Origin of the sequence: Xanthomonas maliensis (assembly GCF_009192945.1) — a bacterium.
In the GTDB taxonomy this organism is placed as follows: Bacteria; Pseudomonadota; Gammaproteobacteria; order Xanthomonadales; family Xanthomonadaceae; genus Xanthomonas; species Xanthomonas maliensis.
Genome location: NZ_NSET01000019.1, coordinates 122746 through 143905, shown reverse-complemented (window position 1 = coordinate 143905; position 21160 = coordinate 122746). Strand labels below are relative to the sequence as shown.

19 protein-coding genes are annotated in these 21160 nt (G+C 67.2%); 15 read left to right on the top strand and 4 right to left on the bottom strand.

The annotated features are described in order from the left end of the window. Positions 1-178: 178 nt before the first annotated feature. Both CKY51_RS05220 and CKY51_RS05215 read right to left on the bottom strand, forming a co-directional pair. A complete protein-coding gene (locus tag CKY51_RS05220) occupies positions 179-721 on the bottom strand; it encodes a GNAT family N-acetyltransferase (protein ID WP_022974083.1) in 543 nt (180 codons plus the stop codon). 165 nt (positions 722-886) lie between these two features. Beyond that, positions 887-1762, bottom strand: coding sequence for a 23S rRNA (adenine(2030)-N(6))-methyltransferase RlmJ (locus CKY51_RS05215; protein WP_022974082.1), 876 nt, complete (start codon positions 1760-1762; stop codon positions 887-889). Between the two features lie 34 nt (positions 1763-1796). Between CKY51_RS05215 and creB the strand changes: the two genes are divergently transcribed. The 10 genes from creB to CKY51_RS05160 all read left to right on the top strand — a co-directional run bounded on the left by creB (position 1797) and on the right by CKY51_RS05160 (position 12213). Then, the gene (creB, locus tag CKY51_RS05210; RefSeq protein WP_022974081.1) at positions 1797-2498 is read left to right on the top strand and encodes a two-component system response regulator CreB; all 702 of its coding nucleotides are present in this window, start codon (positions 1797-1799) and stop codon (positions 2496-2498) included. A gap of 128 nt (positions 2499-2626) precedes the next feature. Beyond that, positions 2627-4069, top strand: a complete 1443-nt coding sequence (gene creC / locus CKY51_RS05205) for a two-component system sensor histidine kinase CreC (protein ID WP_022974080.1) — start codon at positions 2627-2629, stop codon at positions 4067-4069. 643 nt (positions 4070-4712) lie between these two features. Then, positions 4713-5531, top strand: coding sequence for a C1 family peptidase (locus CKY51_RS05195; protein ID WP_022974079.1), 819 nt, complete (start codon positions 4713-4715; stop codon positions 5529-5531). 141 nt (positions 5532-5672) lie between these two features. Continuing rightward, positions 5673-6992: a cell envelope integrity protein CreD gene (gene creD / locus CKY51_RS05190; RefSeq protein WP_022974078.1), complete on the top strand. Its 1320-nt coding sequence runs from the start codon at positions 5673-5675 to the stop codon at positions 6990-6992. A 7-nt stretch (positions 6993-6999) separates the two neighbouring features. After that, positions 7000-7401, top strand: a complete 402-nt coding sequence (locus CKY51_RS05185; RefSeq protein ID WP_031340689.1) for a hypothetical protein — start codon at positions 7000-7002, stop codon at positions 7399-7401. A gap of 132 nt (positions 7402-7533) precedes the next feature. Then, on the top strand, positions 7534-8145 hold the full coding sequence (locus CKY51_RS05180; protein ID WP_031340688.1) for a GNAT family N-acetyltransferase: 612 nt from the start codon (positions 7534-7536) through the stop codon (positions 8143-8145). A gap of 74 nt (positions 8146-8219) precedes the next feature. Then, the gene (locus CKY51_RS05175) at positions 8220-9104 is read left to right on the top strand and encodes a carbon-nitrogen hydrolase family protein (RefSeq protein ID WP_022974075.1); all 885 of its coding nucleotides are present in this window, start codon (positions 8220-8222) and stop codon (positions 9102-9104) included. A gap of 41 nt (positions 9105-9145) precedes the next feature. Further along, positions 9146-10237, top strand: coding sequence for a DUF3616 domain-containing protein (locus CKY51_RS05170; RefSeq protein WP_022974074.1), 1092 nt, complete (start codon positions 9146-9148; stop codon positions 10235-10237). 63 nt (positions 10238-10300) lie between these two features. Continuing rightward, positions 10301-11704, top strand: a complete 1404-nt coding sequence (gltX, locus tag CKY51_RS05165) for a glutamate--tRNA ligase (protein WP_022974073.1) — start codon at positions 10301-10303, stop codon at positions 11702-11704. A gap of 14 nt (positions 11705-11718) precedes the next feature. Continuing rightward, a complete protein-coding gene (locus CKY51_RS05160) occupies positions 11719-12213 on the top strand; it encodes a transcriptional repressor (protein ID WP_022974072.1) in 495 nt (164 codons plus the stop codon). Positions 12214-12399: 186 nt separating this feature from the next. On the opposite strand, the gene CKY51_RS05155 is transcribed toward CKY51_RS05160, so the two are convergent. After that, entirely contained in the window at positions 12400-13023 is a 624-nt protein-coding gene (locus tag CKY51_RS05155) for a TetR/AcrR family transcriptional regulator (RefSeq protein WP_152248964.1), read from the bottom strand. 118 nt (positions 13024-13141) lie between these two features. On the opposite strand from CKY51_RS05155, the gene CKY51_RS05150 reads away from it, so the two are divergent. From CKY51_RS05150 to CKY51_RS05135, 4 genes are read left to right on the top strand one after another with little or no spacing between them, the layout of a single operon-like run. After that, positions 13142-14347, top strand: coding sequence for an efflux RND transporter periplasmic adaptor subunit (locus CKY51_RS05150; protein ID WP_031340686.1), 1206 nt, complete (start codon positions 13142-13144; stop codon positions 14345-14347). 15 nt (positions 14348-14362) lie between these two features. Beyond that, the gene (locus tag CKY51_RS05145; RefSeq protein ID WP_152248963.1) at positions 14363-17503 is read left to right on the top strand and encodes an efflux RND transporter permease subunit; all 3141 of its coding nucleotides are present in this window, start codon (positions 14363-14365) and stop codon (positions 17501-17503) included. 2 nt (positions 17504-17505) lie between these two features. Continuing rightward, complete coding sequence (locus tag CKY51_RS05140) at positions 17506-18996, top strand: efflux transporter outer membrane subunit (RefSeq protein WP_031340682.1); 1491 nt, start codon at positions 17506-17508, stop codon at positions 18994-18996. Then, positions 18989-19684 carry a TetR/AcrR family transcriptional regulator gene (locus CKY51_RS05135; protein WP_022974066.1) on the top strand — a complete coding sequence of 232 codons (696 nt, stop codon included), beginning with the start codon at positions 18989-18991 and terminating at the stop codon, positions 19682-19684. The genes CKY51_RS05140 and CKY51_RS05135 overlap by 8 nt, the downstream gene beginning before the upstream one ends. Positions 19685-19866: 182 nt before the next feature. Here CKY51_RS05135 and CKY51_RS05130 read toward each other — a convergent pair whose 3' ends face one another. Beyond that, positions 19867-20772, bottom strand: coding sequence for an AraC family transcriptional regulator (locus CKY51_RS05130; RefSeq protein ID WP_022974065.1), 906 nt, complete (start codon positions 20770-20772; stop codon positions 19867-19869). A gap of 171 nt (positions 20773-20943) precedes the next feature. Here CKY51_RS05130 and CKY51_RS05125 point away from each other — a divergent pair, with 171 nt between their 5' ends. Further along, positions 20944-21156, top strand: coding sequence for a hypothetical protein (locus CKY51_RS05125; protein WP_022974064.1), 213 nt, complete (start codon positions 20944-20946; stop codon positions 21154-21156). Positions 21157-21160 lie beyond the last annotated feature (4 nt).

Genomic DNA, 21160 nt, shown 5'->3' with positions numbered 1-21160 from the left:
GGTCCAACCGGCGTGAACGCGTCGGGCTGTCGGGCAGGGGGGCGGAGGCGGATGCCGACGGGGACACCGTGATCCGCCTGGCCGAGGCGGCCAGTGCGGTACGCCTGGGAACTGTCCGGCGATCAATCGCTGCCGGTGTGCCGGTCGTCGCTGCACGCGCTAGGGGACGACGATCGCCTCAGGTATCCAGCTCCAGCACCATGCGTACCAGTTCGGGCGAGTCCGGGTGCGGCTGCGGCTTGAAGCCCAGCGATTCGGCCAGCTGCAGCATCGGGACGTTGCTTTGCAGCACGTCGCCGTACAGGCAGTCCAGGTATTTGCGTCGCGCCCATTTGACCAGCTTGCGCATCAACTGCCGGCCCAGGCCCTGGCCGGCCACGAAGCTGCTGACCAGGATGGTGTATTCGGCCTGGCGGGTGCCCGGCACCAGCGCGGCCCGTGCCACCGCGCCAACCAGCGCCTCGCCCGGCGGGAGTTGTTCGGCAGCCACCAGCACGATCTCGCTCTTGGGATTGGGATGGGTCAGCCGCTGCACCATTTCCGGGGTGATCTCGCTGGCCGAGCGCACGAAGCGGGCGCGAATCTCCTCCGGTCCCAGCAGGCTGAAGGCGCCTTGCAGCGGCGGGCCATCCTCCGGCCGGATCGGACGAAGCAACAGGACGCGACCATTGGGCAGGCTGAAGTTTTCATGCCAGGGGGGCATGCGGTTGCGGATGGCCATGACCGGGTATTCCTTAAAGATCGGAAGATTCTGGCACCTGACCAAAGCGCGACCATGAACGATTCCGGTGCGCAGCATGGCGGCCAACCGGGTGGCAGTCTTCCGGTCCCACTGTACCGAGCGACGCCGTGAGACGGCCGTGAGCATTCCGCGTCCAGGCGCGCCTCAGCTGTCCTGGCGCAGCCATTCCAGTCGAGTGGATGCGCCGGCTTCGCCCAACAGGGTCTTCAGCACTGGCAGCACCGGTGCCAGCACCTGGTCGAACTGCCAGGGGGCATTGACGATCAGCAGGCCGCTGCCGGTCAGCCGCAGCGGCGAATCGTCCGGGCGGACCTGCAACTCGGCGACCAGCACCGACTTGGCCGGCAGCGCGGCGGCCTTGCGCAGGAACGGCTGCAGGCTGCGGCGCAGCTTGATCGGGTACCACACCATGCAGATCGCCTGCGGCCAGCGGCTCAGGATCTCGCGCACGCTGGCGAGGATCTGCGGATACTCCGCATCCTGCGCCTCGTACGGCGGGTCGATCAGCACCAGGCCGCGGCCGATCTTCGACGTGCCGGCGCGCGGCGGCAGAAACGCCCGGACTGCGGCATAGCCATCGCCGCTGTGCACCCGCACCCGGCTGTCGTGGGCGAACAGGGACTTCAGCGCTGCCGCCTCGTCGGCCTGCATTTCGCAGAAGGCCATGCGGTCCTGGGTGCGCAGTGCCTGCGCGGCCAGCGCCGGCGAGCCGGGGTAATGGCTGATCTGGATTCCGCTGGCGCGCGCGCTGTCGGCATTGTCGGCCTGCACGGCGCGCAGATAGCGCTCCACCGCCTCCGGCAGGCGTGGCTCGGCCATCAGTCGCATGACGCCGGCGTCGGCTTCGCCGGTCTTGCGGCTGTCCTCGCCGCCGAGCGCGTAGCGGCCGCGCCCGGCGTGGGTATCGAGCACGAAGAACGGGCTGTCCTTGCGCTTGAGGGTGTCGATCAACGCCAGCAGGGCGATGTGCTTGAGCACGTCGGCATGGTTGCCGGCGTGGAAGGCATGGCGGTAGTTCATCGCGGCAGTGTACGGACCGCGCCCGCGTGCGGCTATGCTGCGCGCCATGTCCGATGCTCCCGCCCGCGTCCTGCTCGTCGAGGACGAACCTGCCATCGCCGAGACCGTGCTGTACGCCTTGCGCAGCGCAGGCTATCTGCCGACGCATTGCGTGCTCGGGCGCGAAGCGCTGGCACAACTGCGCACCGAGCCGGTCGACCTGGTGGTGCTGGACGTCGGCTTGCCCGATCTCAGCGGTTTGGAGGTATGCCGCAGCCTGCGCAGCTTCAGTGAGGTGCCGGTGATCTTCCTGACCGCGCGCAACGAGGAGATCGACCGCGTGCTCGGGCTGGAGGTGGGCGCCGACGACTACATGGCCAAGCCGTTTTCGCCGCGCGAACTGTTGGCGCGGATACGCGCACGTCTGCGCCGCAGTGCGGTCGCCGCGCCGGCCAGCGGCTGGCAGGACATCGGTGCCTTTGCGATCGATCGCGAAGGCCACCGGATCCGCTATGGCGATGCGCTGCTGCCATTGACCCGCTACGAATACGCCTTGTTGGCCGCGCTACTGCAACGGCCGGGCGCGATCCTGAGCCGCGCCCAGTTGATGGACCGCGGTTGGGATGCCAGCGCCGACAGCGCCGACCGCACCGTCGACACCCACGTCAAGACCTTGCGCGCCAAGCTGCGCCAGGCCGGTGCGGCGGCCGATCCGATCCGGACCCATCGTGGGCTGGGTTACGCGTTGGAGCTGTAGCGCGTGCGTGGGCAGGGAGCAACGGCAGTGAAGGACGGTTTGGTCAGGCCAGCGCCTCGACAGGCCGGTGCGTGCGGCAGTGCCGGTGCGGCGACGCGTCACACCATGCCGGCACGGGGGGTGATCGCATGCGGCTGGGTCTGAAGCTGTTCCTGGCGTTCTTCCTGATCGTCGGTCTGGCCGCGTTCTTCGTCATGCGGGTGTTCGTCAACGAGGTCAAGCCAGGGGTGCGGCAGGCGATGGAGTCCACCCTGGTGGATGCGGCCAATGTCCTGGCCGCGCTGGCCGCCGACGAACTGGCCGCCGGCCACATCGCCGATGGCCGCTTCGCGCGCGACGTGGCGCAGGCGCAGCAGCGCGACCCCAAGGCCTGGGTCTGGCGTTTTCGCAAGCATCAGGTGGACTACCGCGTGACCATCACCGACGTGCGCGGCGTGGTGGTGTTCGACTCGGCCGGCCGCGACATCGGTCGCGACAATTCGCGCTGGAACGATGTCTACCGCACCTTGCGCGGCCAATACGGTGCCCGTTCCAGTCCGGAGGATGGCGGCCCGGCAGGGGCAACCGTGATGCACGTGGCCGCGCCGATCTATGCGCCGGATGCGCCCGGCCGGCTGATCGGCGTGCTGACGCTGGCGCAACCCAATCGCAGCATCGACCCCTTCATCGCCGCCAGCCAACGCAACATCCTGCAGCGTGGCGCCTGGTTGATCGGCATCTCGGCGTTGATCGGACTAGGGATGACCGCATGGCTGACGCGCCGGATTGGTCGGCTCAACCGCTATGCGCAAGCGGTCAGCGCGGGCGAGCCAGTGCCGCCGCCGACACCCGCACGCGACGAAATCGGCGATCTCGGCCAGGCGCTGGAGCGCATGCGCCGCAAGCTGGAAGGCAAGGCCTACGTGGAGCAGTACGTGCAGTCGCTGACACACGAGATGAAGAGCCCGCTGGCTGCCATCCGGGCGGCGGCCGAACTCCTGGCCGATCCCTTGCCAGAGGCCGATCGCCAGCAGTTCGTGGCCAGCATCCGCGCCCAGGAGCATCGGCTGACCGAGACCATCGACAAGCTGCTGGCGCTGGCCGAGGTCGAGCAACATGGTTGGCTGCAGACGCGCGAGCGCATCGATCTGTCGGCGCTGCTGCATGCGGTGCTGCAAGCGGTGTCCGCGCGTGCAGCGGCCGCGGAGGTGTCGGTGGCGCTGGATCCGCTGCCGGCCGCTGTGCCGGACCTGCATGGCGATCCCTATCTGGTGCGGCAGGCGCTGATCAACCTGCTGGAGAACGCGCTGGCGTTCTCGCCGGCGGGCGGGCAGGTGGTGGTGCGTGTGCAGATGGCGCCCGGTCAGCTGCACCTGCGGGTGGAAGATCGCGGCAGCGGGGTGCCGGACTACGCGCTGGAACGTGTGTTCGAGCGCTTCTATTCGCTGGCGCGCCCGCACACCGGCCAGCGCAGCTCCGGGCTCGGTCTGCCGTTCGTGCGCGAGGTGGCGCGCCTGCATGGCGGTGGAGTGGCGCTGAGCAACCGCGCAGGCGGCGGCGTGGCCGCCGTGCTGCGCTTGCCAACGGCCTGATCGCCCGTTGCACAAGCAGGACGCCGCCCCGCGGAGCCCGAACCGCCTGAGTGGCGCGCTGCGTCGGCGCAACCGCGCAGCTAGAGCGCGTTATGCACGTTCAGATGCGCTGCGTTGGCCATCAGCGGTGCGGCGCGGCTGCTGCGTGGCGCCGGCGTGGTGGCGCCACGGCTAGTCGCGCGGCGCACGCTCCGTGCCGCTGGCGGTCAACCCTGCCGGAAGCGCCCTGTGGCGCGCCGAGACCGCGTTGCGCGCCTTGCCCAGGCAGAGCCAGCCTGGGCAAGGCGCACGTCTGGTCTCGACGCACCACAGGACGCTTCGCACTCACTTCAAAGGGCATGCACGTTCTAGGTAACCCGGTCGCAGGCAGCGACCGGGTCACGCCGACATCCGTCGACACACGAAACTGCGGACGCTGCCCACACCCGCCTTCCGTTATCGCGGACCCGTTTCGCCTGCATTGCAGAGCAGCGGATGGCAAAGCGCAACGATGCCGTGGCGATGCGTCAAGGGTCATCCCGTTACGCGGATGACGGTACGAACAGGGGCGACGCACGCGTTCTGATTCGGATCGTTCGTCATACGGATCATGCCGTTGGGGACATCGGCGCGATCTCCCGTCTTCCTATCGTGGAGCATTCTGATGATCAATGACCGCTTTCTGTCTGCGTGCCTGCTGCTTGGGCTTGGCGTTGCCGCGTCGGCGGCAGCGCAACCGCCGCGGCATGGCATGGGTTTGAAGCCCTCATCGCAGTTGCAGCCGGTGCTGCCGCTGTTCGGTACCGCCAGCACCGATGCGACCGCCCTGCCTGCCAAGGTGGATCTGACGTCTTGGGCAATCGCGCCCGGCGACCAGGGGCAGGTCGGCTCCTGCGCCTCCTGGGCCACCGCGCATACGCTGACCGGCTGGTATGCCAACGTCGCCAAGCAAACGCAGACGCGCTTTGCGCCGATGTATCTCTACAGCCAGGTCGATGGCGGCGTGGACGAGGGCTCGACGATGGAAGCGCCGCTGGATATCGCGGTCGCGCAAGGTATCGCCACCGAGCAGAACTATTCCTGGGGCAATTACGACTGGCAGCATCAGCCGACCGCGGCCGATCGCGCCGATGCGGCCGCCAATCCGACCCCGTACCGCAATTACACCGTGCTGTACTCGGGCAATGGCAATGGCGGCGCTGCGCTGATCGAGCAGATCAAGCGCGCGCTGGCTGCATCCACCCCGGTCGCCATCGGATTCGAAGTGCGCCAGGGCTTCGAGGACCTCGATGCCAAACATCAGGTCGATTACGACACCCACAGCGCGATCCTCGGCGGTCATGAAGTCATCGCACTGGGTTACGACAGGGAGGGCTTGTTGATCGAGAACAGCTGGGGCGAGAACTGGGGCAACAAGGGCTTCGCCAAGCTGTCCTGGGCGGTGGTGGCCAAGGATGTGATCGGGGCCGTGGTCGTCCACTAGGCGACAGGATCGCCCGTGCGTCGCCGGGCCGCACGTCAGTGTGGGCCTGGCGACCGCCACTTCACATTGGCTTCAAATTCGCCTCAATCGCGGCACACGTGCCGACGCCACGCTGGCGGCCTCCCATTGCGAGGACCGCCGATGAAATCCCTGAAACTCCTGTTGCGTTTCGCCACCGTGGCTGGGCTGGCGCTACTGCTGTTGATTCCGCTGCTGTTGATCCGCGGCACCGTGCAGGACCGGGTGAGCTACCGCGACCAGGCCGTGGAGCGGGTGGCGCAGAGCAAGGCTGGCGAACAGGCGTTCATTGCACCGGTGCGCGTGCTGCCCTATACCGAGCAGGTCCAGGTCAGCGAGCCCGACGAACAAGGCGTGCTGCGCAAGGTCTGGCGTAGCCGCGAGGGCCAGTTGCTGCAGGCGCCGCGTGGCCTGCAGCTGGACGGTACCCTGACCCCGTCCGAACGCACGGTTGGCTTGTTCCGGGTGCCGGTGTACGCATGGCATGCGCAACTGCGCGCCGACTTCGATCCATTGGTGTACCCGGCGGTGGCCGGACGCCGTTATGGCCAGCCGCATCTGGCGATCGGCATCTCCGATGTCCGTGGCCTGGTCGGCAGCCCGCAGTTGCGCGTGAACGGGCAGGCGTTGGCCTTGCAGAGCGGGGCAGGTGGCCTGGCCGCTCGCTCGCGTGGCATCCATGCCGATCTGCCGCCACTGTCCGATCCCACGGCCGGCAGCCTGCCGGCCACCGGGCCGGTGGACCTGCACTTCGTGCTGGACGGGACCCGCAGCCTGTCGATCGCCCCGATCGCCGACAGTAACGACATCACGCTGCGCTCCAACTGGCCGCATCCGTTGTTCGGCGGTCGCTTCCTGCCCAATGCGCCGACCATCGGCCCGAAGGGCTTCGATGCCAGTTGGTCGCTGTCCTCGCTGGCCACCGGCGCGCAGGCGCAGCTCAACGTCAATGACGCGTCGCTGGACATGCTGGACGTGCGCCTGGTGGACCCGGTCGACGTCTATACCCAGGCCGATCGCGCCAGCAAGTACGGCATCCTGTTCGTGGTGTTGACCTTCGTGGCCTTCGTGTTGTTCGAGCTGATCAAGCGGCTGCCGATCCATCCGCTGCAATACCTGCTGGTCGGCCTGGCCTTGGCGATCTTCTTCTTGCTGCTTTTGAGCCTGTCCGAGCACATTGCGTTTTGGCAGGCCTATCTGCTGTCGGCGGTGGCGTGCATCGGCCTGCAATGCGTCTATCTGTCGGGTGTGTTGCGCAGCTGGGCGCGGGCAGCGGGCTTCTCGGTGATGCTGACCGCGCTGTATGCGGTGCTCTATAGCTTGCTGATTTCCGAAGACAACGCCTTGCTGATGGGATCGCTGCTGCTGTTCGGCATTCTTGCCGCCATCATGTGGGTGACCCGCAAGGTCGACTGGTATGAGCTCGGCCACAGCCTGCGCTGAGGACGGGATGTTCGTTCCGATGCGGATGTACCGGCGCGTGCAGCAGCGGCTGCCCGCCGGGATCCGGACTGTGGGGGTGTTGCCAGCGACGGCGAGCGATTGGGAAGCCTCACCGTTGGCGGCCTTGTCGTTGCCAGGCGCGCGGCGAGTGGGCAGGGTCGGGCTGCGCCTGCATCCCTGCACGCACCAGCGGATCTGCACCGAGGGGCTCGGGTTCCTGCAGCAGGCGCAGGTGACGCGTGCGCCTGTCGCGATCGCGGACCAAGCGCGGTGCCTGCGGCAGGAACGCTGGCGCTACCGGCCCTGGCAGCGACTTGGCCCCAACCGTTACTGGAGCCCTGCGGTCGACCTGCGCTGCGTGGCCGTGCTGGATGCCGCGCAGGCAACGGTCTGGCTGGTCTGGTGGTAGCCAGGGCGCTGCGGCGGAGGGAGGGTGTGCTGGTCCCGCCGCGTGCAGCGGGAGCGGCCGCGCATCCATGGCAGTCGGCGCAAGCGCGGCGCACGCGCCCGGCCTGGTTGCCGGTGCCGGGGCGGTCGTATCATGCCGTCCATGAGCAGTTCCTCCCTGAGCGTGGAAACGGTGCACGGCACTGCGGTATTGCCTTACCTGGAGGCAGTGGCACGGCTGCGGATCGCCGTGTTCCGCGATTGGCCCTATCTCTACGACGGCGACGCCGATTACGAGCGTGGATACCTGGCGGCCTATGCCGACTCACCGGACAGCGTGTTCGTGCTGGCCCGCGATGGCGAGCAGATCGTCGGTGCGTCCACTGGATTGCCGTTGGTCGACGATGATGAGGCGTTCCAGCAGCCGTTCCGCGCGGCGGGCATCGCGCCGGCGAGCGTGTTCTACTTCGGCGAATCGGTGTTGTTGCCGGCGTATCGCGGGCACGGCCTGGGGCATGCCTTCTTCGACCGCCGCGAGGCCCATGCGCAAGCGCTGGGGCGTTTCGAATGCACGGCCTTCTGCGCGGTGGAACGCGCGGCCGACGATCCGCGTCGGCCTGCCGACGCACGCAGCAACGAGGCATTCTGGCGCAAGCGCGGGTACGCGCCGCAGCCGCAGATGCAGGTCCACCTCCGCTGGGCGGAACTGCAACACGGGGAGATCGCGCACCGCCTGCAGGTCTGGACCCGCGCGCTCCCGCGTTGAAGATCGCCTGCCCGGGGCGAGCCCGCGTCCCATCGATCGCCACCCAACGCCGTTTCGTCACCCGAGGATTTCAGATGAAGATCGCCGTCGCCAAATACCCGATCGGCAAGCCCGCCGATGTGGCTGCCTTCGCCGCCCGTCTGGGCGATCTGATCGGCGAAGCCGCCGGGGCCGGTGCGCGGGTGGTGGTGTTGCCGGAATATCTGTCGTTGGAACTGGCGGCGACCTTTGGGCCGCAGGTATCGGCGGGCCTGGCCGAGTCGCTGGCGGCGATCCAGGCGCTGCGCGCGCAGTGGCTGGCGCTGTTCTCGGTGCTGGCGCGGCGGCACCAGGTGCACGTGATTGCCGGCAGTTTCCTGCTGGAAGTGGCGCCTGGCCACTACCGCAATCGCAGCGACTGGTTCACGCCCGACGGCGGGCATGCGTGGCAGGACAAGTTGCAGCTCACCGGTTTCGAGAAGGCGAGCGGATTGATCGTGCCGGGCGATGCCTTGCATGTGTTCGAGCTGGACGGCATCCGCGCCGCCATCGCCATCTGCTACGACAGCGAGTTTCCGCTGCCGGTACGCGCACAGTACGAGGCCGGCGTGCGCCTGTTGATCGTGCCCAGCTGCACCGATACCGAGGCCGGCGCGACCCGCGTGCGGATCGGTTGCCTGGCGCGTGCGCTGGAGAACCGCCTCTTCGTCGCCCAGTCCGTCACCGCCGGGCAGGCAGCATGGAGCCCGGCGCTGGACGTCAATACCGGCGAGGCGGCGGTGTATGCGCCGATGGATGTCGGCTTCCCTGCCGATGGCGTGTTGGCGCAGACGCATGGCGAGACGGTGTGGGCCTATGCCGAGCTGGATTTCCACGCCTTCGAGACCAGCCGGGCACAGGCCCAGGTCGCCAATGACCGCGATTGGCGCGGCCAGTTGGCCGCGGGCCTGACGCATGCGAAGCTGGTCGCGTTCGATTGATCCCGGCCGGGGCGGCGGGTCTCGCCGCCCAGCAGGTTGCCATGGCCAAGAAAACCCTGTTCCCGCATCGCGTCCGCTTGGAGTTCAATCCCGGCGCCCTGGTCCACAGCAATCTCTCCGGCGCGGCGTTCACCGACGATTGGCTGTGGGTGGCCGGCGACGAGGCCTGTGCGGTGGATCGGCTGCGTCGGCTCGAGTCGGCCCATGGCGAGACGCTGCGCTTTGGCCAGGGCCGCAGCTTCCCGCTGTCCGCACTGCTGGATCTGCCTGGCACTGCCGACGACGAGGCCGACCTGGAGGGCATGGGGCTCTCGGACGGCTATCTGTGGGTCGTCGGCTCGCATGGGCTCAAGCGCAAGAATGCCAAGCCCGGTCGCGACGACGCCGAGAACGCCAAGCGACTGAGCAAGCTCAAACTGGATGCCAATCGCCGCCTGTTGGCCTGCCTGCCGATCGAGCATGACGCCGATGGCGCGCCGCTGCTGGTGCGCGAGGCGGCCGATGGCCGCCGCGCCCGGCGTCTGAAGGGCGATGCCAAGCACAATCAGTTGACCGACTTGCTGGCCGACGACCCGCACATCGGCCCGTTCCTGCAGATCCCCGGCAAGGACAACGGCCTGGACATCGAGGGCATCGTGGTCGACGGCGCGCGCCTGTTGCTGGGCCTGCGCGGCCCGGTGCTGCGTGGCTGGTCGATGCTGCTGGAAATCGCAGTGGAAGCGCATGGCGAGTCTCTGCGGCTGGCCCCTCTGGACGAGGACGGCACGCTGTTGCGCAAGCATTTCCTGCAACTGGGCGGGCTGGGTGTGCGCGACCTGCACTATTCCGGCGACGATCTCTACGTGCTGGCCGGGCCGACCATGGTGCTCAACGGCGAGATCCGCCTGTTCAAGTGGCCCGGCGCGCGTGCGATCCTGGCCGCCAACCGCGCGCCGGTGCGCTTCCAGCACGAACTGCTCACCGCGGCAGTGCTGCCGCATGGCAAGGATTGCGACCGCGCGGAGGCGCTGTGCGACCTGCCGCCGCGGCTGGCCGGTGCCACCCCGAGCTGGCTGGTGCTGTACGACGCGCCCGCCACCGAGCGCAACCCCGAAGAAAACGTGGTCTACGGCGACCTGCTGCGCAATCGCTAGTGCGCCGGGCAGCGGCGGGCCGGGCAAGGTAAAATCGGGCGATCCCCGTTCGCCGAGCGTTCCATGACCTGCCGCACCCGTTTTGCCCCCAGCCCCACCGGTTATCTGCACATCGGTGGCGCCCGTACCGCCTTGTACTGCTGGCTGGAGGCGCGTCACCGTGGCGGGCAGTTCGTGCTGCGCATCGAGGACACCGACCGCGAGCGCAGCACCCAGGCGGCGATCGACGCCATCCTGGAAGCGATGGAGTGGCTGGGCCTGGATTACGACGAGGGTCCGATCTACCAGACCCGCCGCCTGGAGCGTTACCGCGAGGTGGCCGAGCACTTGCTGGCCCAGGGCAAGGCCTATTACGCCTACGAGACCCGCGAGGAACTCGACGCCATGCGCGAGGCGGCGATGGCGCGGCAGGAAAAGCCGCGTTACAACGGCGCGGCGCGCGAGCAGCAGCTGCCGTATCGCGACGATCCCAATCGGGTGATCCGCTTCAAGAATCCCGCCGATGGCGTGGTGGCCTTCGACGATCTGATCAAGGGTCGCATCGAGATCGCCAACAGCGAGCTGGACGACATGGTGATCTTTCGTCCGGACGGCTACCCCACCTACAACTTCGCGGTGGTGGTGGACGACTGGGACATGGGCATCACCGAGGTGATCCGCGGCGACGACCACATCAACAATACCCCGCGCCAGATCAACATCTACCAGGCGCTGGGCGCGCCGGTGCCGAAATTCGCGCACATGCCGATGATCCTGGACGAGCAGGGCGCCAAGCTGTCCAAGCGCACCGGCGCTGCCGACGTGATGCAGTACAAGGATGCCGGCTATTTGCCGCATGCCTTGATCAATTATCTGGCGCGCCTGGGGTGGTCGCATGGCGACCAGGAGCTGTTCGGCCGCCAGGAGCTGATCGATCTGTTCGACGTCACCAACGTCAACTCCAAGGCTGCGCGGTTGGACATGGCCAAGCTGGGCTGGGTCAATCAGCATTACCTCAAGACCGACGATCCGGCGACGATCGCTCCGCAGCTGGACGATCAACTGCGCAAGCTCGGCGTTGATCCCGCACACGGCCCGGCAACGGTCGACGTGGTCATCGCGTTGCGCGAGCGCGTGCAGACGCTGAAGGAAATGGCCGAAAAGGCGCTGGTCTGGTACCAGCCGCTGGAAAGCTACGATGCGGCGGCGGTGGCCAAGCATCTCAAGCCGGGCGCCGAGCTGGCGCTGGACGCGGCCCGCGCGCAGCTCGTGGCGCTGGAGCGCTGGGACGTGGAAAGCGTTTCGAGCGCGCTGCATGCGGCCGCTGCTGCGCTGGAGATCGGCATGGGCAAGGTGGCGCAGCCGCTGCGCGTGGCGATCACCGGTACCCAGGTGAGCCCGGACATTTCCCACACCGTCTACCTGGCGGGCCGCGACGAGGCCTTGAAACGCATCGACGCGGCACGCATTAAGGTGGAAGCGGCCTGACGCCGGAGCCCCGCATGAAGAATCACGACCACGCCTGCACCGACCCGCATCACCACGTCGACGACGCCAATGGGTTCGTGCGGGCGGTCGAACGCGCCTGCAGCGAGCGCGGGCTGCGGCTGACGCCGATCCGCGCCAACGTTCTCCGGCTGATCGCCGATGCCGGCAAGCCGGTCAAGGCCTACGAGCTGCTGGACTGGGTGCGCGAAGGCAAGGGCGTCGGCGCCGATGCGCCACCGACGGTGTATCGCGCGCTGGACTTCCTGATGGCCAACGGTTTCGTGCACAAGCTCGAATCGGTCAACGCCTTCGTCGCCTGCCACCATCCGAACAGCGCACAGCATTCGGTGCCGTTTCTGATCTGCGATCGCTGCCATAGCGCGGTGGAACTGGAAGACCGCGACGTGGTCTCGCAGTTGGATGCGCGCGCCAAGGCCTTAGGCTTCCAGCCACAGGCGCAGACGCTGGAAGTGCATGGGCTGTGCGCCAAGTGCGCGCTGGCCGGTTAGATCGTCGCGTACCGCTTGCAAGTTGGCTTGCCGGTCTGAAGGTCATGGTTGCGTCGATGGGCGGGCACGCGTGACGCGCTTTCCGACGCGATAGGCGCTTACGACGGCACCTGGTCGCCGCCATCGTCACTTTCGTGCGAGCCGCGGCCAGGTGGCATGTGCCAGATCCGCCATGGGCGCGCGGGGTCACGCCGAGGCAAGCGGCGCTGGATGTCCATAACCGCAGAGGAAGGCCGCCACCGCGCCTTGCGTGGCCTGGCGCAGAAACTGCGGCGAGGGCGCCTTGAGCATGCCGAACAGGCAGGGCATCAGCGTTTCCGCTTGCAAGAGGGCGCTCAACTGCCTGGCCGCCAACTGGGCGTCGCCGCTGCGTAGCTGACCGTTGTCCATCTGCGTCTGCAGGATCTGCGCGATCCGTTGCATGGCCTGTTCCGGGCCGCTGCGAAAGAACAGCGCGCCGACATCCGAACGTCCGGACACGCCGATCACTGTCTGCCAGGTGACGATGGATTCGGGCAAGCAGACGAAGGCGAGCAGATCCTCGCCGAAGCGTTGCAGGGCAACGTCGATCGGCGCGGCGCTCTGCGAAAGCGCGTCCAGCAGCGGCTCGATATAGCGCTCGGCCTTGGCATGCGCCACCGCGATGAACAACTCCTCCTTCGACGGGAAGTAGCCGTAGAGCGTGCGTTTGGAGCCGCCGACCCGGGCGGCGATCTGCGACATCGATGCGCCCTCGAAGCCAAGCTCCAGGAACACTTCGCCGGCAGCCTGAAGGATGGCAGCGCGTTTTTCCTCGGTCCGAACCCGCATCGTCTGACTCCTGTGATGCCATAAGTATACCGGCAGGGCAGGAATGCTTGACCGGCCGCGACCGTGCTTTTAAGATACCGAACCGTACCGTTTTATTTTCCTCCCCTGGAGAATCCTCGTGCGTCGTCATGCCTGCCACCGTTCAGTCCTGTTCGCTCTCGTCGCCACCTTGCTGCTCAGTGCCTGCGGCAGTCCTCCCGGTGGTCCACCAGCGCCGGAAGGGATGCCCGTGGTCGGGGTGCAAACGCTGCGAGCGCGGCCGGTCACGCTCAGTACCGAATTGCCGGGGCGGACCGTGCCTTATCTGATCGCCGAGGTGCGGCCGCAGGTCGGTGGCATCGTGCAGTCCCGTCAATTCACCGAAGGGGCCGACGTCCGCGCCGGCCAGACCCTGTACCAGATCGATCCAGCGACCTATCGCGCCAGTTACGCCAGCGCACAGGCCACCCTGGCCAAGGCACAAGCCAATCTGCGGACTGCGCGGTTGAAAGCCGACCGCTATCGCGAACTGGTGCAGATCAAAGCCATCAGTCAACAGGACGGCGACGATACCGCCGCGGCGCTGGGGCAGGCCGAGGCCGACGTGGCGGCGGGCAAGGCCAGTGTGGAGAACGCGCGCATCAACTTGGCGTTCGCCCGCCTGGATGCTCCCATCTCCGGTCGTATCGGTCGCTCCACGGTGACACCCGGGGCGCTGGTGACCGCCAACCAAGCCACCGCGCTGACCACGATCCAGCAACTGGATCCGATCTACGTCGATGTCACCCAGCCCAGCGCCGCGGTACTGCGGCTACGGCAGGCGATGGCGCACGGCGACTTGGAGCAGGCTGGTGGCGCCGCCAAGGTGGAGCTGCTGCTGGAGGATGGCAGCCGTTATCCGCTGCCCGGGCGGTTGGAATTCTCCGACGTCACCGTCGATCAGAGTACCGGCTCGATCACCCTGCGCGCCGTCTTCCCCAATCCCAATGCCGACTTGCTGCCGGGCATGTACGTACGTGCGGTGCTGCAGGAGGGCGTCAAACAGCAGGCCGTGTTGGTGCCGCAGCAGGCGGTGTCACGCAACGGAGCCGGCAAGCCGACCGCGTTCGTGGTGGGAGCCGACCGCAAATTGCATCTGCGCGTGCTGGACACCGAGCGTGCGCTGGGAGATCAGTGGCTGGTGCGCGGCGGCTTGCAGCCGGGCGAGCAGGTGGCGGTCGACGGGCTGTCACGCGCGCGCGACGGAATCGAGGTCAAGACGGTGCCGTGGACGCCAGCGCACGCCGCTCCGGACCCAGCGCCAGCCGGCGGTACGTCGCCGGCCCCGCAACGCGCAGCGCACTGAGGCGGAGCACACGACATGGCACGCTTCTTCATCGACCGCCCGATCTTCGCCTGGGTGCTGGCCATCATCGTGATGCTGGCCGGCATTCTGGCAGTCGTCACCTTGCCCATCGCGCAATATCCGAGCATCGCACCGCCGGCAGTGGCGATCACTGCCAACTATCCCGGCGCCTCGGCCAAGACCCTGGAGGACACCGTCACCCAGGTCATCGAGCAGAAGATGAAGGGCCTTGACCACCTGAGCTACATGGCCTCCACCAGCGAGTCCAGCGGCCAGGTGACCATCACCCTGACCTTCGACAACGGCACCGACCCCGATACCGCGCAGGTACAGGTGCAGAACAAGTTGTCGCTGGCGACGCCGCTACTGCCGCAGGAAGTGCAGCAGCAGGGCGTGACTGTCACCAAATCGGCGACCAACTTCCTCAACGTGCTGGCCTTCACCTCCGAAGACGGCAGCATGAGCGATTCGAATCTGTCCGATTACGTGGCGGCCAATGTCCAGGAAGCGATCAGCCGCGTCGAAGGTGTCGGCGACACGACCTTGTTCGGCTCGCAATACGCGATGCGAATCTGGTTGGACCCCAACAAGCTGAGCAACTTCAGCCTGACTCCACTGGACGTCAAGACCGCACTGCAGGCGCAGAATGCGCAAGTCTCTGCCGGCCAGCTCGGTGCGTTGCCGGCCTCGGCCAACCAGCAACTCAACGCCACGATCACCGCGCAGACCCGGTTGAAGACCGCCGCCGAGTTCGAGGACATCCTGCTGCGTACGCAGTCCGACGGGTCGCAGGTCCGGCTGCGCGATGTGGCACGCATCGAACTAGGCAGCGAGAGCTATAACACCGTCGGCCGCTACAACGGCAAGCCCGCTGCCGGCCTGGCGATCAAGCTGGCCACGGGTGCCAACGCGCTGGATACGGTCAAGGCGATCGATGCCAGCATCGCCGAGCAGGAGAAGTTCTTCCCGCCAGGGATGAAGGTGCAGAAGCCGTACGACACCACGCCGTTCGTGCGTATCTCGATCGAGGAGGTGGTGCGCACGCTGGTCGAGGCGGTCGTGCTGGTGTTCCTGGTGATGTACCTGTTCCTGCAGAACTTCCGCGCCACGCTGATCCCGACCATTGCCGTGCCGGTGGTGTTGCTGGGCACCTTCGGCGTGCTGGCCGCGTGCGGCTTCACCATCAACACGCTGACCATGTTCGCGATGGTGCTGGCGATCGGCCTGTTGGTGGACGACGCGATCGTGGTGGTGGAGAACGTCGAGCGGGTGATGAGCGAGGAGAAGTTGTCGCCCAAGGAAGCCACACGCAAGTCGATGGGGCAGATCACCGGCGCGCTGGTTGGCGTCGCCCTGGTGTTGGCCGCGGTCTTCGTGCCGATGGCGTTCTTCGGCGGCTCCACCGGGGTGATCTACCGGCAGTTCTCGATCACCATCGTCGCGGCGATGACGCTATCGGTGCTGGTGGCGATGGTGTTGACCCCGGCGCTATGCGCGACCCTGCTCAGGCCGTCCACGCAGCATGGCTTGGCCACCGGCGGCTTCTTCGGCTGGTTCAACCGCATGTTCGATCGCGGCAACGGCCGCTACCAGGGCATCGTGCGCCACATGCTGGGCAAAGGCTGGCGCTACATGCTGGTCTATGCGGGGGTGCTGGCGCTGGTGGTGGTCGGTTTCATGAAGTTGCCGGTCGGCTTCCTGCCCGACGAAGACCAGGGCACGCTGTTCGTGCTGGCGCAGCTGCCGCCGGGCGCGACCGCCGCGCGGACCGACGCGGTGATCCGGCAGATCGAGCAGCACTTCCTGGTCGAGCAGAAGGATTCGGTTGCCGGCATCTTCGCCGTGTCCGGTTTCAGTTTCGCCGGCAGCGGGCAGAACGTGGGCTTCGCGTTCGTCAAGCTGCGGCCGTGGAACGAACGCACCGGCAAGGACCAGAGTGTGACCGGTGTGGCGGCCAAGGCCAGCGCGTTCTTTGCCGGTATCCGTGATGCCAAGGTCTTCGCCTTCGCGCCGCCGGCGGTGTCCGAACTCGGCAACGCGACCGGCTTCGACCTGATGCTACAGGACCGCAGCAACCTCGGGCACGCCGCGCTGATGCAGGCGCGCAATCAGTTGCTCGCCGAGCTGTCGCAGGACAAGCGGCTGGTCGCGGTGCGTCCGAACGGGCAGGAAGATGCGCCCGAGTTCAAGCTCGACATCGACGCACACAAGGCCGAAACGCTGGGCTTGTCGATTGCCGATATCAACAGCACGTTCTCCAGCGCCTGGGGCAGTACCTACGTCAACGACTTCATCGACAAGGGCAGAGTCAAGAAGGTGATGCTGCAGGCCGATGGGTTGTACCGCATGCTGCCGGAGGATATCGATCGTTGGTACGTGCGCAACAGCGCCGGGGCCATGGTCGCGTTCGGGTCCTTTGCCAAGGCCAGCTGGACCAGTGGATCGCCGCGGCTGGAGCGCTATAACAGCGTGCCGTCGGTGGAGATCCTTGGCATGGCAAAGCCAGGTGCAGCCTCCAGTGGCCAGGCGCTGGCCATCGTCGAGGCCGCGGCGGCCAAGCTGCCGCCAGGCATCGGCTACGAGTGGACGGGTTTGTCGCGGCAGGAGAAGGCCTCCAGTGGCCAGACCGGCTTGTTGTACGGCTTGTCGATCCTGATCGTGTTCCTGTGCCTGGCGGCCCTGTACGAGAGTTGGGCGATTCCCTTTTCGGTGATTCTGGTGGTGCCGCTGGGCGTCTTCGGTGCGCTGCTCGGCGCCTTGTTGACGTGGAAGATGAACGATGTCTATTTCCAGGTCGGCTTGCTGACCACGATCGGGCTGGCCTGCAAGAACGCGATCCTGATCGTCGAATTCGCCAGGGAGCTACACGCCGGTGGCGTCAGTCTGATCGATGCCGCGCTGGACGCGGCACGCATGCGGCTACGCCCGATTCTGATGACGTCGCTGGCCTTCATCCTCGGCGTGTTGCCGTTGGTGTTGGGTAGCGGTGCCGGTGCCGGCGCGCAGCACGCGTTGGGCACGGCGGTGATCGGCGGCATGTTGTCCGGCACCGTGCTGGCGATCGTGTTCGTCCCCTTGTTCTTCGTGTCGGTGTGTCGCCTGTTCCGGTGCGGCAGCCAACCGACCGCACCCGTGCCGCAACCCCTGGGACAATGATCATGCACACGAGCTACAAATCGCTTGTCGCGGTCGCTGTTGCCGCCGTGTTGTCCAGCTGCAGCCTGATGCCGCGTTACGTCCGCCCCGACACCCCGGTACCGGATCGGTTTGCGGCCGTGCCGCCTAGCGTGCCGTCGCAAGCCGGGGCGGTCGGCGACGCTGCCGATACGCTGCTGATTGCCGACATCGGATGGCGCGAGGTGTTCACCGACCCGGCGTTGCAGCAGGTGATCGCATTGGCGCTGGAGAACAATCGCGACCTACGCGTGGCCGCGCTCAATATCGAGGTGGCGCGAGCCGAGTACCGGGTGCAGCGCGCGGCGCTGCTGCCCGCGGTGGATGCGACCGGTACCGCCAACAACGCACGCACGCCGAGCGAGTTGGCGGTACCGGGGCAGCCGCCGGTCGTGCGCAGCTACAGCGCCAACCTGGGCATCAGCGCCTATGAGCTGGATGTGTTCGGACGCGTGCGCAGTCTCAAGGAGCAGGCGCTGCAGTCGTTCCTGGCCACCGTCGAGGCACGCCGCAGCACCCACATCAGCCTGGTCGCCGAGGTCTCCACGGATTACCTGACGTTGGCAGCCGATCAGGCGTTGCTGCAGCTGGCGCAGTCCACCCTGCGCAGCCAGGACGAGAGCGTTCGGCTGCAGCAGCGCAGTGTCGAGTTGGGCGTGGCGTCCCAACTCACCCTGCGCCAGGCGCAGACGCAGAGGGAGAGCGCGCGCGTCGATGTGGAGCGCTATACCGCACTGGTGGCGCAGGATCGCAATGCGCTGGCCTTGGTGGTCGGCAGCCAGCTGCCCGACACCCTGTTGCCGCGGGCGTTGCCGGCCGACGCGAGCGTGGAGGCCAATATCCTGGCCACGATTCCTGCCGGACTGTCCTCGCAATTGTTGCAACGCCGCCCGGACATTCTGGAAGCAGAGCGCACGCTGCGTGCGGCCAACGCCAATATCGGTGCCGCACGCGCGGCGTTCTTTCCCAGCATCAGCCTGACAACGTCGTTGGGGTCGTCCAGCAGCGGCTTGTCGCGGCTCTTCGATGCCGGTTCCCGCGCCTGGAGCTTCGTGCCCAGTCTGACCTTGCCCATCTTCAATGCAGGACGAAACCGAGCGCAGTTGGACAGTGCCATGGCCAACCGCGAGATCGAGGTGGCGCGGTACGAAAAAGCCATCCAGACCGCCTTTCGCGAAGTGTCCGACGCGCTGGTGGCGCGCGATACGCTGAGGCGCCAACTGCAAGCTCAGCAGGCACTGGTGGTGGCCAGTGCGGACAGCTACAGCTTGTCGCAAGCCCGCTTCGAGCGCGGCGTCGACAGTTATCTGCAGGTACTGGATGCGCAACGCACGCTTTACAGCGCCCAGCAGAATCTCATCAATACCCAGCTCTCGCGGATGACCAACCTGGTGACCTTCTACAGGGCGATGGGGGGCGGTTGGCAGGCGGAGCGGGCCTCGGCAGAGCAGACCCAGGAGCCCCGCCATGGATGAGTCCGAGGAGGGAAGGCCTGCGGGCGGCGGCCATCGCGGCAAGCGCGACGCGATCCTGACCGCCGCGCGCATGCTGTTTCTGCGCGAGGGCTTCGACAGAACCACGATGGAGGCGGTGGCCACGCTGGCGATGGTGTCGAAGGCGACGGTCTATACGCACTTCATGTCCAAGGAGCTGCTGTGCCGCGCCGCATTGGAGGCGGAAGCGCATGCTGCCCGCGATGAATGGCGGACGCTGTTGCACACCCGTGGGTCGTTGCAGCAGCGCCTGACAGCAGTGGCGCAACGCGTGCTGCGGGTATGGAGCCGGCATTGCCTGGGCGAGGCGGCCTATGCCCTGCTGCAGCCGCCAACGCTACCGGAACACGTCCACGAACAATTGCTCTTGCTGCGTTTCGAACGCTATGACACGGTCATGCGCGTGTTGCTCGCCCGCGAGGTCGCCCGCGGCAGACTGTCGATCGACGACGCGCCCGAGGCCTCGGCGCATTTCTTCGGCTTGGTGACCGGGCTGCCGCTGGTGAGCGCGCCTGGCGGCCGCCGCGACGGCCTGGTGCATCAGCGCGCCGTGGCGGCCAGGGCGGTCGCCTTGTTCCTGTCGATCTATGGTCAGGCTGCCGGCCCCGGCGCGGCGCCGCAGGCTGGGACAGCGGCAGTAGCTGGCAGCCGCCGGCGAACGCGGACGTAAGCTGGCGTGCGGGTATCGACGGTTGCCCGGTGCAGGCGGCCGGTACGTGCACTTGGCGTGCATGCCGGCGGTCGGCCGCCTGATCCGGTCCGGCGCGAGGCGCGGTGGTGCGGGCGCTGCGGCAACCGCCCGCCGAGCTGTCGAGTCGCTCGCTGCGCGCGGCTCCGCAGCCTGTCGCGGTATTACGCCACCTCTACCGTCTCCGCCGCGCGCAAGCGTTGCGCATCGCGTGCCGGCGGGACGCCGAGCAGTCGGGCGTAGTCGCGGCTGAATTGCGAGGCGCTTTCGTAGCCGACCCGGAAGCCTGCATCGGCGGCAGTCAGTGACTCGGCCACCATCAGTCGGCGCGCTTCCTGGACGCGCAGGTGCGAGCGGTATTCCAGCGGCGTCATCGAGGTGACTGCCTTGAAGTGCGCATGGAAGGTGGAGCGACTCATCGCCGACAGGTCGGCGATCTGCTCGATGCTGAAACGCTGCGCATAGTGTTCGCGCAACCACACGATGGCCCGGGAGATCTGATTGAGCCGACTATCGGCCACCGCCATCTGGCGCACCATGGCGTTGCCTGGGGCGGCCATCAACCGATACAGCAGCTCGCGGGTGATCAGCGGCGCCAGCGCCTCGATGTCGCGCGGTTGGTCGAGCAGGCGGGTCAGCCGCAGCGCGGTGTCGCGCAGCTCCGGGGTGCTGCGGTTGAGCGACAGGCCGGCGCTGGGGGGATCGCCGGCAGCCATGCTCAGGTCCGGGTGGCGAATGGCCAGGTCGCTGAGGATGGCGACGTCCAGATCCAGACTGACACACAGATAGGGATGCGCCGGGCTTGCTTCGATCACCGAACCGATGACCGGCAGATCCACCGACGCCACCAGGTACATGTCCGGATGGTAGTGATAGACGGTGGCGCCCACCATCGCCCGTTTGCGTCCTTGCGCCACCAGGCACAGGGTCGGGGTGTAGACGGTCGGGATGGCGCTGCTCGGCGTGGACCAATGGATCAAGCGCAAGCCGGGCACGGCGGTGTCGTAGCTGCCTTCGGTGGGCGCGTGACGCAAGACGACGTCGGCCAGATCGGCGTTGGAAGAGGACATGCGGTACGTTCCTGGGCTGGAGTGGACGGGCCCGGCAATGCGCCGATGCTACAAGAGCGGGCGTGGTCGCCTCATCACCGACAGTGCCCGATGGCGCGCGTGCCCCTGGGACTGATCGCATGCTCACGGCGGGCTCGTATCATGCGGCGTCTTCGTCCCGATGCCTTGTCCATGCCCGCAAAACGCCCGCTCCCTGCCGATCCCGCAACGCCTGCCGAGTGGAAGGCGATCGAACAGGCCGCCAAGGCCGAGCTCGCCAGGCGGACCCAGCTGGCGCACCAGCACATCGTCGGGTTGCTGACCACCCACGGCCATTTGCTCAGCGATATGCAGCGTCGCGGCTTGCGGCGGCGGCTACAGCGCGCTGCCGGCCGTTCGGCTTGAGCGC